Genomic DNA, 16050 nt, shown 5'->3' with positions numbered 1-16050 from the left:
TGTTGCGATGACCGGTATTCCCGCGATTACCCCCTATGCGCTGCCCACCGCCCGCGACCTGCCGGCCAATCTGGCCCAATGGCGGATCGACCCACAGCGCGCCGTGCTGCTGATCCACGATATGCAGCGCTACTTTCTCCGGCCGCTGCCCACGCCCCTGCGTGACGAGGTGGTCGGCAATGCCGCGCGCATCCGCCAATGGTCGGCGAGCCAGGGCATTCCCGTGGCCTACACCGCGCAGCCCGGGAGCATGACCGAGTCCCAACGCGGCCTGCTCAAGGACTTCTGGGGTGCGGGCATGCAGGCCAGCCCCACCGACCGCGAGGTGGTCGACGCACTCAAGCCGGCCCCCGGCGACTGGTTGCTGACCAAGTGGCGCTACAGCGCGTTTTTCAACTCGGACCTGCTGGAGCGCATGCGCGCCCATGATCGCGACCAGTTGATCCTCTGCGGGGTGTACGCCCATGTCGGCGTGCTGATTTCCACCGTGGATGCCTACTCCAACGATATCCAGCCATTCCTGGTGGCCGACGCCATCGCCGACTTCAGCCGCGAGCATCACTGGATGGCGCTGGAGTACGCCGCCAGTCGTTGCGCCATGGTCGTCACCACCGAAGAGGTGCTGCCATGAGCCTGGCCGCCGAACCGCTGCTCGCCCAAATCCTGCGTGCGGACCCACCGCCCTTCGCCCTGTTGTACCGCCCGGAATCCGGTGGCCCGGGCCAGGTGGATGTGCTGCTCGGCGCGGTCTCGCAGCCGCCATCACTGACCCAGGTCGAGTTGCGCGAGCCGTTGGCCGGCGCGGCGCGGCTGGATACGCTGGTGATCATCCCCTATCGGCAGATCGCCGAACGCGGCTTCGAGGCGGTCGATGACCAGGCCCCGCTGCTCACCCTCCAGGTGGCCGAGCAGGCGCAGATACGCCTCGATACCTTGCTGGAACGGCTGCCCGAAGCGGGCATCGCCTTGCTCAACGAACGCTTCGACCTCAGTGAGGCGGCCTATTCGGAGATTGTCAGCCAGGTGATCGACAACGAAATCGGCACCGGCGAAGGCGCCAACTTCGTGATCAAGCGCACCTTCATGGCCGATATCGGCGACTACGGGATCGACCGCGCCCTGACCTTTTTCCGTCACCTGCTGGAGCGGGAAAAGGGCGTCTACTGGACCTTCATCATTCACACCGGTGAACGCACTTTTGTCGGCGCATCGCCCGAGCGGCATATCAGCCTCAAGGACGGCCTGGCGGTGATGAACCCCATCAGCGGCACCTACCGTTATCCACCGACAGGCCCGAACCTGGGCGAAGTGATGCAGTTTCTCGCCGACCGCAAGGAGGCCGACGAGCTGTACATGGTGGTGGATGAAGAGCTGAAGATGATGGCGCGGATCTGCGAGGACGGCGGCCATGTACTCGGACCCTATCTCAAGGAAATGGCCCATCTGGCCCACACCGAATACTTCATCGAAGGCCACAGCCGCCGCGATGTGCGCGAGATCCTGCGCGAAACCCTGTTCGCCCCCACCGTTACCGGCAGCCCACTGGAAAGTGCCTGCAGGGTGATCCGTCGCCACGAGCCCGAGGGCCGCGCCTATTACAGCGGGATCGCCGCATTGATCGGCAGCGACGCCCAAGGCACCCGTACGCTGGATTCGGCGATTCTGATCCGCACCGCCGATATCGACCGCGAAGGCCGGCTGAAGATCAGTGTCGGCTCGACCATCGTCCGTCATTCCGATCCCCAGGCCGAGGCCGCCGAAACCCGGGCCAAGGCTGCCGGGCTGATTGCGGCGCTGAAAAACCAGGCGCCGGCGCGCTTCGGCTCGAATATCCAGGTGCGCGCCGCCCTGGCCAGTCGCAATGCGCTGATCGCCGATTTCTGGCTGAGCGATGCACTGGAACGTCAGCAGTCCCAGGCGGATCTGTCGGGGCGCCGCGTGCTGATCGTCGATGCCGAGGACACCTTCACCTCGATGATCGCCATGCAACTGCGGGCCCTCGGGCTTGAAGTGAGCGTGCGTAACTACAACGACGCCTACGCCTTCGACGGCTACGACATCGTCATCATGGGCCCGGGGCCGGGGAATCCGACCGCGGTCGAGCAACCGAAGATCGACCATCTGCACCTGGCCATCCGCTCGCTGTTGGACGAGCAACGGCCGTTTCTCGCGGTGTGCCTGAGCCACCAGGTGCTCAGCCGCTGCCTGGGCCTGGACCTGCAACGCCGGGCCATTCCCAACCAGGGCGTGCAAAAGCAGATCGACCTGTTCGGCGCCCGCGAGCGTGTGGGCTTCTACAACACCTTCGCCGCCCAGAGTGGAAAGGACCGGATCGAGGTCGACGGGCTCGGGCTGGTGCAGGTCAGCCGTGATCTGGAAACCGGCGAGGTGCACGCGCTGCGCGGACCGCATTTCGCCTCCATGCAGTTTCACCCCGAGTCGGTGCTGACCCAGGAAGGGCCACGCATCATCGCCGACCTGATGCGCCACGCGCTATCGGCGTAACCCCCCTTGAACACAATGGAGCTAGCCATGCACAGGTATGTAGTGATCGACGCGTTTGCCAGCGTCCCGCTGGAGGGCAATCCGGTCGCGGTGTTCTTTGACAGTGACGACCTCCCCGCCCAGCGCATGCAACAGATCGCCCGGGAGATGAACCTGTCCGAGGTGACCTTCGTCCTGACCCCGCGTCATGGCGGCGATGCGCGTATCCGGATTTTCACCCCGGTCAACGAGCTGCCGTTCGCCGGCCATCCGCTGCTGGGCACCGCCATTGCTCTCGGTGCCGAAACCGACAAGGACCGGCTGACGCTGGAAACCGAGATGGGCACCATTCCCTTCGAGCTGGAACGCCAGAACGGTCGAGTGGTGGCGTGCAGCATGCAGCAGCCGATTCCGACCTGGGAGTCTTTCGAGCGCATGCCGCAACTGCTTCGGGCGCTGGGGATAGCCGGCTCGACCTTTCCGGTGGAGATCTACCACAACGGCCCCCGGCATGTGTTTGTCGGCCTGGAAAGTGTCGCGGCGCTATCGGTGTTGAACCCCGATCATCGCGCGTTGGGGCAGTTCCACGACATGGCCATCAACTGCTTCGCCGGTTCCGGCCGGCGCTGGCGCAGCCGGATGTTCTCGCCGGCCTACGGGGTGGTCGAGGACGCGGCCACCGGCTCGGCCGCCGGGCCCTTGGCAATTCATCTGATCCGCCATGCCCAGGTCGACTACGGCCAGCAGATCGAAATTCTCCAGGGCGTGGAAATCGGTCGCCCTTCACGGATGTTCGCCAGGGCCGAGGGCCACGGCGAAACGATCACCGCGGTGCAGGTCTCGGGCAATGGCGTGGCCTTCGCCCAAGGCACGACGGTCATATGAATACCCCAGCCATCGGAGGCTCCCAATGAGCGCACACCTGCTGTCGGAATCCCTTACAGGCACCATCGAGGCACCGTTTCCGGAGTTCGAAACGCCGCCTGCCACGCCCTTTATAGTGCTGCGCAACTGGCTGGAACGCGCCCGGCGTTATGGTGTACGCGAACCCAAGGCCCTCGCGCTGGCGACGGCGGATGCCCGGGGGCGGCCTTCGACCCGGGTGGTGGTGATCAGCGAAGTGTCGGACACCGGGCTGCTGTTCAGCACCCATGCCGGCAGTCAGAAAGGTCGCGAACTGAGCGAAAATCCCTGGGCCTCCGGCGTGCTGTACTGGCGCGAGACCAGCCAGCAGATCGTGCTCAATGGCCGCGCCGAACGGCTCAGCGATGCCCGAGCCGACGCCGCCTGGCGCGGACGCCCCCACGTGACCCACCCGATGTCGGCGGTGTCCCGTCAGAGCGAAGAGCTGAGCGATGTCGAGGCGCTGCGTGAGAGGGCCAAGGCGTTGTCCGGCACACAAGCCCTCTTGCCACGCCCGGACGGTTACTGCGTGTTCGAATTGCGGCTGGAATCGGTGGAGTTCTGGGGCAATGGCCAGGACCGGCTGCATGAGCGGCTGCGCTATGACCGCACCCCCGAGGGTTGGGTGGTGCGGCGTTTGCAGCCCTGACCCAAAGCCCGGGGCGGGTTCGGCGATGATGCTGAACGAGTTGCCGGGTTTGAATCAGAGAGCGGCGGCTGCGCAGTCATGGGCATGCCGCTCTCCAACCGCTCAAAAAAGTCCTTCGTTCAGGTACAATCAATTTCTCCGCCAGAAAACATATAACCGGGTGAGTTGATGTCCGCGAACGCGAATGAACGCATTGTTTTCCTCGATTACATGAGGGTATTTGCATTCATCAGTGTTCTCATCGGCCACAAGTTCGAACCTGAAATGGCGGCGATGCTGTCGGCGTCCACCGACAATGCCGTGCTTCACACAATAGCCAATTTTTTCTACAACATTTGCTATGGCGGTGCCGCAGGCGTTATCGTATTTTTCATCACCTCCGGCTACATAATAACCCACGTATTACAAACCGAATCACCCTCTGTTTTTCTGATCAAGCGCTTTTTTAGAATATATCCTTTATACATCGCCGCACTGATCATTGAAGCACTGACTTACTACCCGCTTACCGGCACCCTCGAGACCTCGCTAAAAGTCTTGATTCCCAGAATTTTATTGATCGGTGATTTTTTCGACACCCCTTACGCGCTGGGCGGCGTCGAGTGGACGTTGAGAATCGAGCTGATGTTTTATCTGTTCATGACCCTTTTGAAGGCGACTGGCATCCTTGGGAGAACGACATGGCTGCCGCTGGTCCTGCTCGCAGCGACCTTGACCCTCTACGCACTGCCGCAAATCCCAGCGGCAGACCAATGGCTGCATGGCTACTTCACTTTATATGCACCGTTCCTGTTTATCGGCATATGCTTATATTTGCTGCAAACAAAAAAATCCCTAGCCTACCTCTGCCTGCCGGTCATTATAATCATTACTGAATTTTTTATCAGAGAGCTGGCCATCCTTCATCCTGCATGGTCAGTGTTCAATTTCGCAATACCTGCCATCCTTATATTTATCAGCGCATGGCTTGGCCGAAAACACTTACCCGACAGCAGGGCGCTAAGGCTCTTGTCGAACATGACCTACTCCATCTATTTATTTCACAATTGGTTGTGGAAGATCATTACCAAGACCCTCAAAACACATGAAATAGACTATTTACCCGTAAAACTCCAAGCGCTGATTGTTCTATTTCTTGTGTGCTACCTGGCCCACAAGACAATAGAGCTTAACGCGATCAAAGCCGGTAAATACTTGACTGTGTATTTCAAAAAGAAAAAAGCCTGCCCAGCAGAAACGTCACAAGCAACCTGACCGATGATATGGCCCCCTCACCTCGCGGTGAGGAGGGCCGATATCAACCATCACTTCAGACCCGGGCCATCGGAAAAGACCGGCCTGGGCCTCAGTGATGCGCCCCCATCGTCGTCCCCCCCACTCCATCCGGCAGCTCGATACTCACGTTCTGCATCATCCCCTGATCCTCATGATCAAGAATGTGGCAGTGCAACACGAACTCGCCGATATAGCGTTCGTAACGGGTACGCACATACAAGGTGTACACACCGCTGCCATCGGTCTTGCCTTTGACGAACAGCGTGTCTTTCCACACCCCTTTCATGCCGGCATATTGCGCGTCGTTCTTGTCGGTCTTGTCCACGGCACCTGGCGCGCTGAGGTCGACGCCATCTGGGCCGATGATTTTCTCGATCTGGAACGGGTTCACGTGGATATGGAACGGGTGACTGGCAAAGGCCGATTGCAGGACCCAGGTTTGTGCATCACCCAGCTTCAGATGACGATCGATCACCCCCGGCTGATAGGGCACGGCATTGGCCGCAGTAGTCCCCACGGCAAACTTGGTGTGCTTGGGATCCTTGGTATCGATCAGGAACACCAGTTCCTGCTGACCTTTGATTTCGCTGTCGGCGATAGTCGGGTGTGGGATGAACTTGTCAAAGCGCAGGTCCTTTTTCAGGTCCGCCACCACCGTGGCCTTGATGTCCGCCGGCATATTGCGTTCCGCGGCAGCCACCAGTTCCTCGGTCAGGCGCGCCTTGGTGTTCGCCACTTTCGCCCCGGGGCCCACGTCGACAAAGCCGAGCAATTGACGACCGCTGGCCTGCTGGCTGACCCCACCTGAAGCCGTGGAAGGTTCATCCGTCACGCAGTAGCGTCCAGGCTCGGGAAAGACGATCAACAGGTCGTTGCGATAGCCTGGTTGCAGGGTAATGACCTGGCGACTCTGGGCCTGTTCCATGGTCAGGCCGTCAGAGGCGATCACCTGGTAGTCGACCGGCTCGCCGGTGCATTGTTCGGCGATGAATTGAGCCGACGCCAGGGCCGCGACCCCCTTGTTACTGCCCAGCTTGGCGCCGTCGCTGTCCTTGAGTTTACGGAACATTGGCCGGATGGTGTCGCGAATCCCCGCGTGCACCAGGCGCCAGCGTTCCACCTGACCGGGCCTGGCACCGTCGAAGATAGGCTGCACCAAACCGTTGACGCTGGTATAGCGCCCCGAATCGGACCAACTGGAAGGCTGGAGCTGGTCGAACGACTCGACAACCCCCACTTCGCCCGGCTTGCAGGTCCAGTCGATGACTTTCTTGTCATTACCGTCGGCGTCCTTGAGGGGCTTGCCGTCCTTGTCCCTGGCGATGTTGTAGCGGAAGTTGCCGGCCGCGTCCTTGCACGCGTAGGGAATTTGCTGGAACACCAGCAAACGCTCCTTGAACGACTGGCCATCAGCGCCCTTGAGCAAGGTGTCGATATCACCATTGGTGTCGGGGGTCGGCTTGCGATCGCCGTGAATGATCAGCGCGCCGGCCATGCCGCTGGCGACCTGGATCGCGGTCGAGCCGTGGCGATGCGGGTGGTACCAGAAGGTCCCGGCCGGGTGGTCGGCCGGGATGTTGTATTCGTACTGGAAGCTGACGCTGGGGTTGATCGACAGCAGCACGTTGTCGCTGTTGCCGGTGGGGCTGACCCACAAGCCGTGGGAATGCAGGTTGGTGCCGTTGAAACAGTGCGGCACGTCCGGCTTGCTGTCGTGGGCGGTACAACTGGGGTCGGCCGGCAACTGGTTGTTGAGGGTGATACGAACGGTGTCGCCCGGCGTGGCATCGATGGTCGGTGCGATAAAGGGCGCGTTGGGGTTGACGCCCTTGCCGACGTAACTACGCAACGACACCGGAACCTGGGCACCGGTAGCCGGATCGAGGATCTGGTTCTGGGTGTATTTGATGATCAGGTCCAACTGCCGCTCACGTCCGACATGGGGCTGGGGAGCCAGAGGGACAGCGTTGGACTTGAGCAGCAGCGTGCCTTCAGTAACCTTGGCGGTCGGTGCCTGTTGCTCCAGTGACGGGGGATTATTGAACAGCCTGGAAGCTTCCACCGCCTGCGCCGTGCTCCCGCCCCCCATCACCGCCAGGGCCAGCAGCCCCAGTGAGTAGGGATAACGGGACCTGCCCTTGTGCATTCCTGTCATGGTGTTTCTCCTGCGGATCAACCGTGAACATCGTGGTTTGGGCACAGGAAAGAGGTGGCTGGCAGGCGCAATGGCATGAACCTCCAACAGCAGCAATCCGTGCTGGCGTAACGCTAGTGCGTTATGCGCAGAATGCAATGTTTATTGGGTTTCAACATGTTTTGGCCTGGAAAGTCAGCGCACCACGGGCGATGCAAAACCCTCGAATGCCTGCCGCAAGGCCTTGGCATATTCACGGCTGCCCAGGGTCATGCTGTTGATATGGTTGCCGCCTTTTATCAGCAGCAATTGCTTGGGCTGCGCGGCGGCTTCATACAGGGCCTTGCTGAAACGCGAGGGAACGTAGGGGTCGTCAGTGCCGTGGACGATCAGCACGGGAATATCGATCTGGTTGATCTTGTCGATGGAGTCGAACTTCTCCGACAAGATCCAGCCGACCGGCAGCGAGGTCGGGATCGCTGCCCGAGCCGCGTCGCCCAGGTCGGTAAAGGTCGACTCAATGATCAGCCCCGCGGCCTTGGACGCGTCCTTGTCGCCGGCCAGGCGCTCGGCCAGGTCCACCGCCACCGCACCGCCCAGGGAGTGGCCGTAGATATAGCGCTTGTGGGCATCGGGTTGCAGTTGCACCAGGCGTTTCCAGGCATTGCCCGCGTCCTGGTACACGCTGCGTTCGGAAGGCAGGCTGCCGGGACTGTCGCCAAAACCACGATAGTCGATGGCCAGCACCGAGAAACCCAGGTCCCGCAGTTGCGTGATCCGCCCGACCTGCGCCGTCAGGTTCCAACGGGTGCCGTGCAGGTACAGGATGGCCGGCGCATTCGCCCGGTTCGACGGCCACCACCAGGCATGCAGGTAGTCGGAACCGGCCAACCCGCCACTGACCGGAATCTGCAACTCCCTGACGCCCGTCGGCACGCCGTTGAACCAGCTCGCCGTGCCTGGCTGGATATTGAACAGCAGTTCGCGCTCTTTATAGGCCAGTCGCGAACAGCCATAGGGCAGGCCGACCGCAAGAAACACGGCCAGCAATCCCAGGGACAACCAGCGGCGACGGGCGATAAAGGTTCTGACGGTCATGGCGCCCGGGTCTCGGTTTCAGGAGAAGCGTTGGTTCACAAGGCCCACAGACTACTCGCAACTTCGCGCACAAACAAAAACGCCCCGAACCAGTCGGGGCGTTTTGTTCAACCTGGGATCAGGTTGCTACAGCCTTGTCGCTCGATCAGAACACGTTGATCGGGTAGTCGACAAAGATGCGTACTTCGTTACCACCGACGTTGTAGTCCTTGGATTTCTCAGACACACGCAGGACCGAGCTACGCAGCTTCACGCTCAGGTCTTTGGCCGGGCCGCTCTGGACCACGTACTTGATCTGGTTGAAGATTTCACGCTCGCTGCCGCCAGTGAAGACAGTACCGGCGCTGTTGACGCTGGTAATGTTGTCGCCGCGCACGTAGGCGAAGTTGTAGCTCAGGCCCGGAACGCCGTAGGCGCCGAAGTCCAGGCCGTAGCCCAACTGCCAGGAACGCTCGTCGGCAGCGTTGAAGTCCGACCAGTAGGAGTTCGCCAGGTTGATGGTGTTGCCGCCATCGCCAACGCGATCCTGACCCTTCTGGTAGCCACCGTACGGGTAGCCCAGCAGGCTGGAGCCGGTGCTGCTCTGGTGTGCGATGGTGAAGGAGTGAGCACCCAGGGCGTAGGTAGCGGCCAGGCTCCAGATCTTGTTGTCACGACCTTGAGCACCTTGGTCCGCTGCGTAGCCACGGTCCAGCTGGGTACGGTAGCCGTTGAAGTCCAGGGTCAGGGACTGATCCGAGGCGATCGGGAACGCGTAGTTCAGGTTCACGTACTGCTTCTTCAGCACTTCGTCGACGTCGGAAGCGTACAGGGATGCCTTGAACTGATCGGTGAACTGGTAGCTACCACCCAGGATATCGATACCTTTCAGGCCACCGCTGTCACGACCTTCGGCGCTCTTGCGCGATTCGGCGGTGAAGTGACCGGCGTTCAGTTCCAGGCCTTTGATCTCCTTGGAGGTGATCAAGGTACCGGTGTAGCTTTCCGACAGCAGGCGGGAGTTGTCGTAGTTCAGCAGCGGCAGGGACGGCATCTGGTCGCCGTAGGTCAGCACGGTGTTGGACAGACGGAATTTAACCGCGGCGCCACCCTGGGCCAGATCCTTGGCCGGATCGCCGTTGTTGTCCTTCTTGAAGAAGTCGATGCCTTGCGCGCCGGTTTCGCCGCGGCCGCCGTCCAGACGCACAGCGTACTGGCCGAAAGCGTCAACACCCACACCTACGGTGCCTTGGGTGAAGCCGGACTTGAAGGTCGCGATAGCCGCTTGGCCCCATTCGATCTTGTCCGGGTTGCCGCTTTTGTAATCACGGTTGATGTAGGCGTTACGCAACAGAACGTTCAGGTGGCTGTCGTCAACGAAACCCTTGGAGTCCGATTGATCACTGGCCATGGCCTGGGTAGCCCCGAGGATGCCCAATGCGAGCAGACCGATCCGTTTGTTCAACATGTTTTTCTTCCTTATTCGCTAGGTGAAACGCCCTGCGGCTTCGAGCTGAAACGTTGTGTGTGGGTGCTTCAGACAAAAGCAAAAAGGCCCGCCTGCACGAGGTGCAGCGGGCCTTTTATTATTTTAGGTGTATGGCGTATAGCCACAGGCGTAAGGAGAATCCTATCTGCGACATGAGTATTGTGTCAATTTCGTGAAACATCAGTGAATAGAAGGAATTAGCGGGTCGACCTCGAAAAAAGGCATATCCGCCAACGACTGTCATTTATCACCGAGCGACAACAGGCTGCGTCGGTTTCAGGACGAACAACCATCCAGGCCACAGGATGGCCCCATGGCGGCAGGGGTAGCGGGGATCAGCGATTGACTGAGCCAGGCGGCGAATGCGTCGGGTTTGCCCAGGTAAGGACCGATATCGATCAGGCTGAAACGACCATCCTGCTCCAGTGCCAGTGTCGGAAAACCCTGGCCGCCGACACGGGACAACAAAGCCCGACTTTGTTTGAAGTGCTCCGCCGCCACCGCACCGCTATTGGCTTCAAAAGCGGCCTTGAAGGCTTCGGGTTCGAACCCCATCTCGGCGGCCAGCGCCAGCAACACCTCGACATCGGCCACGCGTCGGCCGTCGACGTAGTGCGCCGTCTGCTGGCGCCCCAGCATCTCCAGCCCGCGGCCTTGCAGTTGCTCGGCCGCGAGGACCGCACGGGTCGGCGGCGTGGAGTCGAAGATCGCCGTCGAATCACGCAACAACCCGTCGAAATAGGCCTGGCCAAACGGCTGGCCCGTGTACTCGGCAATCCGCCGGTCATGGGGCATGACGTAGTCGCGCAGGTTCGAGGACACGAACTGGCGGTTGTTGCCGGCCATCATGCCCCCGCCATGCAGGACCACCGGCAACACCTGCCGGGCGGCCTGGATCAGCGGTTTGGCGCCATAGCACCAACCGCACAACGGATCGTAGATGTAGTGAAGGGTGGCGGGGGCGGTCATGGCAATCTCCAAAAAAGTCATCAACAAGCAATGAGTGAAGACTAGCCCGCCGCCACCACTGGAAAAACGCCGAAATGGCTCTTGGTTTATTTCAAAAACCGGTCAGATCAGCCCAGGTGAAACAATCGGGACATATTTGGACACAAACCTGCCGACACGCTACTGGGAATTGTTATTAATAGATAACAATACTCATTACAATTCGTACCGCTTCACCTTATCTCTCTCACGCGCCTACGGATACACCCTTCCCCATGCCTGCCCTTTATCGCCTGACGCCCGCTACCCTCGGGCTTTCTGTCCTGCTGTCCGCTGGATTTGCCTGCGCCACGAGCACCACCCTGCCGGAGCTGTCGATCAGTGCCGAGGCCGACCCGGATGATCCCCGCGTCCGCGACGTCAGCACCGCGACCCGTACCGCTACACCGGTTCGTTATGTGCCCCAGGCCATCGATTCGGTAAAAACGGCGAATGTGCTCGATTACGGCACCAATGACCTGGGCAAGGCATTGAGCGGCATCCCCAATGTCAGCAGCGGGGCGGACACCCGTTTCGACAGCCTGAGGATTCGCGGTTTCGACGCCAGCAACGACTTTTACCTGGACGGTATCCGTGACGACAGCCAGTACGTGCGCGACCTGCATAACATCGAGCGGATCGAAGTCCTCAAGGGCCCGGCCGCAGTGCTCTATGGCCGTGGCAGCCAGGGCGGGATCGTCAACCGGGTCAGCAAGTTGCCGCAGTTCGGCCGCCGCTCCACGGTCGAGGTGCAAGGCGGCAGCGATGACCTGCGCAGCCTGTACACCGACCTCAGCGTCGACCCCACGGAAAACCTCAGCCTGCGCCTGAATATGGGCAACCAGGACGCCAACAGTTTCCGCGATGGCGTCAGCGGCAACCGCCAGTTGTTCGCCCCCTCGATGAGCTGGCAATTGAGCCCGGACCTGAACTGGCTGGTGCAATACGAATACAGCCGCTACAACCGCACCCCGGATCGCGGCATACCGGGTGTCAACGGCCGACCTGCCGATGTGGGACGCGACACCAGCTATGGCGACCCACGGGATTTCATCGATGACAAGGCTCAATCCCTGCGCTCAAAGCTCACCTACGCCCTCAACGACACCTGGCAACTGCGCCACACCCTCGGGGTGTTCAAGCTCGACAGTGATTTCGACAACACCTACCTGACCGGCTACACCGCGGCGACCCGCAAGGTCACCCGCCAGCGCTGGCAGCAGGACCTCAACACCCGCAATGTCTTCAGCAACCTGGAGGTCGAAGGCGGCTTCGATACCTTCGGCCTCGAGCACCGCCTGCTGACCGGGTTGGAACTGGGCAGCCAGCGCCGTGATCCGAAGCTCTACACCTCGCTGGCCACCAATCGCGGCGGCCAGGCGGTGCCGGCACTCGACCTGTTCAACCCGAACCACAGCCTGAGCCATACCGGCCCCATGGTTGCCTCCAGCGACAACCATACCGAGGTCGAGAGCCAGGCGATCTACGTCCAGGACCAACTGCGCCTCAACGATCAGTGGCAGTTGCTGGGCGGCCTGCGTTACGACCGCTTCAATGTCGAAACCACCAACAACCTGCTCGCCCGCAGTGACCAGCGTGACAGCCAGAGCACCAGCCCACGGCTTGGCGTGGTCTGGACGCCGCTGCAGGATCACGCCTTCTACGCCTCCTGGAGCAAGAGCTTCTCACCCGTGGGCGGCGCCGTCATCGGTATCACACCGAACGCGGCCGGCAACGGCAATGACCTGAGCCCGGAAATGACCCGCCAGAAAGAGCTGGGGGTGAAAAGCGACTGGCTCGACGAGCGTCTGAGCACCACCCTGGCGGTGTATGAGCTGGAGCTCTACAACCGCCGCACCAGCGACCCGCTGAACCCGTCCATCACCCTGCTCAGCGGCCTGCAACGCTCACGCGGTCTCGAGCTGACCGGCACCGGGAAAATCGTCGGCAACTGGTACCTGCGCGGCGGCATCGGTCTTCAGGATGCGACCGTCGTCAAGGACAACAATGGCTTCGAGGGCAAGCGCGTCAGCAATGTGGCCAAACGTAACGCCAGCCTGTTCCTGACCTGGAAACCGGAAATGGGCTGGTACGCCGAAACCGGCCTGACCCTGGTCGGTGACCGTTATGCCGACAATGCCAACACGGTGACCCTGCCGGGCTACGGCACCTGGGACGCCCTGGGCGGTTTCCGTACCCGCGACTGGGACCTGCGCGCCGCCCTGAACAATATCAGCGACCGCACCTACTACGCGTCTGCCACCAGCGCCTTCCAGATCCAGCCGGGCGCTCCGCGCAACCTGGTGGTCACCGGCACCTACACTTTCTGAAGCGCATAAAAAAACGCCACTGCCTGGATCGCTCCAGCCAGCGGCGTTTTTGTGCAAAGTCCTTTTAACCCTGTAAAACCCCGAGCAAGGCCTCCAGTTCAGCTTCGCTGAACAAACCTGCGGGGTAACGGTCGATAATCATCCGACGAGGATCCTGACCACGGGTGGTACGCGTTCCATTGCTTTTCAACCACTGGGCCAGGACTTGAAGCGACTCGCTCGTCACCGACAGAGGGTGCGAAACCCGCTCACTGGCTACGTTCATCTCAGCGCTCTCCTGGTTCATGAGCGGCTAACTTACTTAAGGTTTATGACAGAACGTCGCACTGTAGAAGACCCTCCGTCATATAAAGAAAGCCGATACAAGAGATATGCCAAAGTGCCAGTTCAGCAGTCGGAAAACCTAAAAAAACCCGCAGCCCATAAGGGCTGCAGGTTCTATCGGGGTGTTATCTTATAACGATGTAAAAATGCCATCATTTGTAGCATTGCATGCTTTGTTACAACTTCACTCAACCTTTGTGTGGCGCAGGTTGCTGCTGTGTAAGGCAATGGATATTTCCGCCCCCCAGTAACAACTCACGGCCTGGCACCATCACCACTTCGTGCTGAGGGAACAGGTTCTGCAGGATTTCCTTGGCCACGCTGTCCTGGGGGTCGTCGAAGCTCGGCGCGATGATGCCGCCGTTGACGATCAGGAAGTTCACATAGGAGCCGGCCAGACGTACCGATGGGTTGCGTTCCTGGCTGCCCGCCACCGCGTCCACGCCGGCGCACTCTTCTTCGGTGGCATACAGCGGCCCCGGAATCGGCATTTTGTGCACTGTAAAGGTGCGACCCTGGGCGTCACGGCTACTTTCCAGCACTTTCATGGCCGCCTGGCAACGTGGGTAGTTGGGGTTCTGGGGATCGTCGGTCCAGGCCAGCAGGACTTCACCCGGACGCACGTAGCAGCAGAAGTTATCCACATGGCCGTCGGTTTCGTCGTTGAACAAGCCGTCCGGCAGCCAGATCACCTTGTCCACCGCCAGGTGCTCGGCCAGCACTTGCTCGATGGCTTCGCGGGTCAGGTGCGGGTTGCGATTGCGATTGAGCAGGCATTCCTCGGTGGTAATCACCGTGCCTTCGCCGTCGACATGGATCGAACCGCCTTCGAGCACAAAACCTTCGGTCTGATACCGCTGGCAGCGCTCGATTTCAAGGATCTTGCCGCCCACCTGCTCGTCGCGGTTCCACGGCGCATAGAGACCGCCGTCGAAACCGCCCCAGGCATTGAAGCCCCAATTGACGCCGCGCACTTCACCCTGGTCGTTGATGACAAAGGTCGGACCGCTGTCGCGGACCCAGGCGTCGTCGCTGGACATTTCCACCAGGCGGATATTCGGCATGTCCAGGCGTGCCCGGGCGTTTTCGTACTGCGCGGCGGACACCGCCACCGTCACCGGTTCGAAACGGGCAATGGCCCGGGCCACGGCGGCATGGGCGGCCTGCGCGGGCTTGCCGCCCAGGCGCCAGTTGTCCGGGCGTTCGGGCCAGATCATCCAGGCTTGGGTTTGTGGCGCCCATTCGGCGGGCATGTGGAAACCGTCGGCGCGCGGTGTGCTGTTCAAAGTGGTCATGGCGATCAGGACTCCAGGGATCCGTCGAGGGTTTTCAGTGCGCCGTAGAGGTTCGGCCGCCGGTCGCGGAACGAGCCCCAGGCACTGCGTGTGTGTTCCAGTTCGTTGAGGTCGAAGCTGTGGACCAGGATGCCTTCTTCGGTCTCGTCGAGTGCCTCGACTTTCTCGCCAAACTGATTGGCGATAAAGGATGAGCCGTAGAAGGTGATGTCGTAGCCGTCCTGCTCTTCGTTGCCGATACGGTTGCTGGCGACCAACGGCATCAGGTTAGCGCCGGCGTGGCCTTGCTGCACGCGCTGCCAGTGGTCGCGGGAAGAAATGCTCTTGTCATGGGGCTCGCTGCCGATGGCGGTCGGGTAGAACAGGATTTCCGCGCCCAGCAGGGCCATGCTACGGGCGCACTCGGGGAACCACTGGTCCCAGCAGATGCCCACGCCGATCTTCGCGTAGCGGGTGTTCCACACTTTGAAACCGGTGTCGCCCGGGTTGAAGTAATACTTTTCGTGGTAGCCAGGGCCGTCCGGGATATGGCTTTTCCGATAAATCCCGAGGTTGCTGCCGTCGGCGTCGATGATCGCGATGCTATTGAAACGCGCACGGCCGGCCAGTTCGAAGAAGCTGATGGGCAGCACGACCTGCAGTTCCCTGGCGACTTTCTGGAAGTGCTTGATCGCGATGTTGTCCTCCACCGGGGTGGCCAACTGCAGGTAGTCCGGGTTCGGCTTCTGGCAGAAGTACGGGGTTTCGAAGAGCTCCTGGATCAGGATGATCTGCGCACCTTTGGCAGCGGCTTCGCGCACCAGTTTCTCGGCGGTTTCGATATTGGCTTCGAGATCCCAGGAACAGGCCATCTGGGTGGCGGCGACGGTAACGATACGACTCATGGATCATCTCCTGGGCGAATGCGGTGGGCGATTCTAGGCATCGACCGATGACAGATTGAGAATGGCCGGACGTGGTGGGTCCGGCCGGGTGATGGCGACTTTATAGCCGATAAAAATCGACTTTTAAAGGTAAAAAAATAAAAACGTGCGTTCAATATGTTTATTTTGTCGATAAAAATCGAAATTTACGCTGCCTGGCCGGACGCCATCGCCAGCAAG

General features: G+C 60.7%; 13 protein-coding genes. 6 read left to right on the top strand and 7 right to left on the bottom strand.

All coding sequences use genetic code 11. The features are described 5' to 3' along the window. Positions 1 to 7 precede the first annotated feature (7 nt). The 5 genes from HX866_RS27935 (at position 8) to HX866_RS27915 (ending at position 5290) form a co-directional block, all read left to right on the top strand. On the top strand, positions 8 to 631 hold the full coding sequence (locus tag HX866_RS27935; protein WP_177140871.1) for an isochorismatase family protein: 624 nt from the start codon (positions 8 to 10) through the stop codon (positions 629 to 631). After that, a complete protein-coding gene (locus HX866_RS27930; protein ID WP_177140870.1) occupies positions 628 to 2505 on the top strand; it encodes an anthranilate synthase family protein in 1878 nt (625 codons plus the stop codon). The genes HX866_RS27935 and HX866_RS27930 overlap by 4 nt, the downstream gene beginning before the upstream one ends. Positions 2506 to 2532: 27 nt before the next feature. Then, positions 2533 to 3369, top strand: a complete 837-nt coding sequence (locus tag HX866_RS27925; protein ID WP_177140869.1) for a PhzF family phenazine biosynthesis protein — start codon at positions 2533 to 2535, stop codon at positions 3367 to 3369. A gap of 25 nt (positions 3370 to 3394) precedes the next feature. After that, on the top strand, positions 3395 to 4036 hold the full coding sequence (gene phzG / locus HX866_RS27920) for a phenazine biosynthesis FMN-dependent oxidase PhzG (RefSeq protein WP_177140868.1): 642 nt from the start codon (positions 3395 to 3397) through the stop codon (positions 4034 to 4036). 168 nt (positions 4037 to 4204) lie between these two features. Continuing rightward, on the top strand, positions 4205 to 5290 hold the full coding sequence (locus HX866_RS27915) for an acyltransferase family protein (protein WP_177140867.1): 1086 nt from the start codon (positions 4205 to 4207) through the stop codon (positions 5288 to 5290). A 91-nt stretch (positions 5291 to 5381) separates the two neighbouring features. Here the strand turns inward: HX866_RS27915 and HX866_RS27910 are convergent, their stop codons facing one another. From HX866_RS27910 to HX866_RS27895, 4 genes are all read right to left on the bottom strand, one after another. Next, positions 5382 to 7466: a multicopper oxidase family protein gene (locus tag HX866_RS27910; protein WP_177125994.1), complete on the bottom strand. Its 2085-nt coding sequence runs from the start codon at positions 7464 to 7466 to the stop codon at positions 5382 to 5384. A 174-nt stretch (positions 7467 to 7640) separates the two neighbouring features. After that, on the bottom strand, positions 7641 to 8543 hold the full coding sequence (locus tag HX866_RS27905) for an alpha/beta hydrolase (protein ID WP_177090979.1): 903 nt from the start codon (positions 8541 to 8543) through the stop codon (positions 7641 to 7643). A gap of 145 nt (positions 8544 to 8688) precedes the next feature. Continuing rightward, on the bottom strand, positions 8689 to 9990 hold the full coding sequence (locus HX866_RS27900) for an OprD family porin (RefSeq protein ID WP_177090981.1): 1302 nt from the start codon (positions 9988 to 9990) through the stop codon (positions 8689 to 8691). A gap of 297 nt (positions 9991 to 10287) precedes the next feature. Continuing rightward, the gene (locus HX866_RS27895) at positions 10288 to 10980 is read right to left on the bottom strand and encodes a DsbA family protein (RefSeq protein ID WP_177090983.1); all 693 of its coding nucleotides are present in this window, start codon (positions 10978 to 10980) and stop codon (positions 10288 to 10290) included. A gap of 254 nt (positions 10981 to 11234) precedes the next feature. On the opposite strand from HX866_RS27895, the gene HX866_RS27890 reads away from it, so the two are divergent. Then, entirely contained in the window at positions 11235 to 13328 is a 2094-nt protein-coding gene (locus HX866_RS27890) for a TonB-dependent receptor (RefSeq protein ID WP_177090985.1), read from the top strand. Positions 13329 to 13392: 64 nt separating this feature from the next. Here HX866_RS27890 and HX866_RS27885 read toward each other — a convergent pair whose 3' ends face one another. From HX866_RS27885 to aguB, 3 genes are all read right to left on the bottom strand, one after another. Further along, positions 13393 to 13593 (bottom strand): hypothetical protein, encoded by a 201-nt coding sequence (locus tag HX866_RS27885; RefSeq protein WP_177090986.1) that lies wholly within the window; start codon positions 13591 to 13593, stop codon positions 13393 to 13395. A gap of 247 nt (positions 13594 to 13840) precedes the next feature. Beyond that, positions 13841 to 14947 (bottom strand): agmatine deiminase, encoded by a 1107-nt coding sequence (aguA, locus tag HX866_RS27880; protein WP_177140866.1) that lies wholly within the window; start codon positions 14945 to 14947, stop codon positions 13841 to 13843. A gap of 5 nt (positions 14948 to 14952) precedes the next feature. Continuing rightward, entirely contained in the window at positions 14953 to 15831 is an 879-nt protein-coding gene (aguB, locus tag HX866_RS27875) for an N-carbamoylputrescine amidase (protein WP_177140865.1), read from the bottom strand. Positions 15832 to 16050: the final 219 nt, after the last annotated feature.

It is taken from the genome of Pseudomonas gingeri (genome assembly GCF_013386165.1).
In the GTDB taxonomy this organism is placed as follows: domain Bacteria; phylum Pseudomonadota; class Gammaproteobacteria; order Pseudomonadales; family Pseudomonadaceae; genus Aquipseudomonas; species Aquipseudomonas gingeri_C.
This window is presented reverse-complemented; position numbering and strand designations above follow the sequence as displayed.

Bases quoted from the DNA above. Each gene is read 5' to 3' on its own strand.
- HX866_RS27915 (WP_177140867.1), top strand. From the start codon at position 4,205: ATGTCCGCGAACGCGAATGAACGCATTGTTTTCCTCGATTACATGAGG.
- HX866_RS27885 (WP_177090986.1), bottom strand. From the start codon at position 13,593: ATGAACGTAGCCAGTGAGCGGGTTTCGCACCCTCTGTCGGTGACGAGC.
- aguA (WP_177140866.1), bottom strand. From the start codon at position 14,947: ATGACCACTTTGAACAGCACACCGCGCGCCGACGGTTTCCACATGCCC.
- HX866_RS27930 (WP_177140870.1), top strand. From the start codon at position 628: ATGAGCCTGGCCGCCGAACCGCTGCTCGCCCAAATCCTGCGTGCGGAC.
- HX866_RS27910 (WP_177125994.1), bottom strand. From the start codon at position 7,466: ATGACAGGAATGCACAAGGGCAGGTCCCGTTATCCCTACTCACTGGGG.
- HX866_RS27905 (WP_177090979.1), bottom strand. From the start codon at position 8,543: ATGACCGTCAGAACCTTTATCGCCCGTCGCCGCTGGTTGTCCCTGGGA.
- HX866_RS27925 (WP_177140869.1), top strand. From the start codon at position 2,533: ATGCACAGGTATGTAGTGATCGACGCGTTTGCCAGCGTCCCGCTGGAG.
- aguB (WP_177140865.1), bottom strand. From the start codon at position 15,831: ATGAGTCGTATCGTTACCGTCGCCGCCACCCAGATGGCCTGTTCCTGG.
- HX866_RS27890 (WP_177090985.1), top strand. From the start codon at position 11,235: ATGCCTGCCCTTTATCGCCTGACGCCCGCTACCCTCGGGCTTTCTGTC.
- HX866_RS27935 (WP_177140871.1), top strand. From the start codon at position 8: ATGACCGGTATTCCCGCGATTACCCCCTATGCGCTGCCCACCGCCCGC.
- HX866_RS27895 (WP_177090983.1), bottom strand. From the start codon at position 10,980: ATGACCGCCCCCGCCACCCTTCACTACATCTACGATCCGTTGTGCGGT.
- HX866_RS27900 (WP_177090981.1), bottom strand. From the start codon at position 9,990: ATGTTGAACAAACGGATCGGTCTGCTCGCATTGGGCATCCTCGGGGCT.
- phzG (WP_177140868.1), top strand. From the start codon at position 3,395: ATGAGCGCACACCTGCTGTCGGAATCCCTTACAGGCACCATCGAGGCA.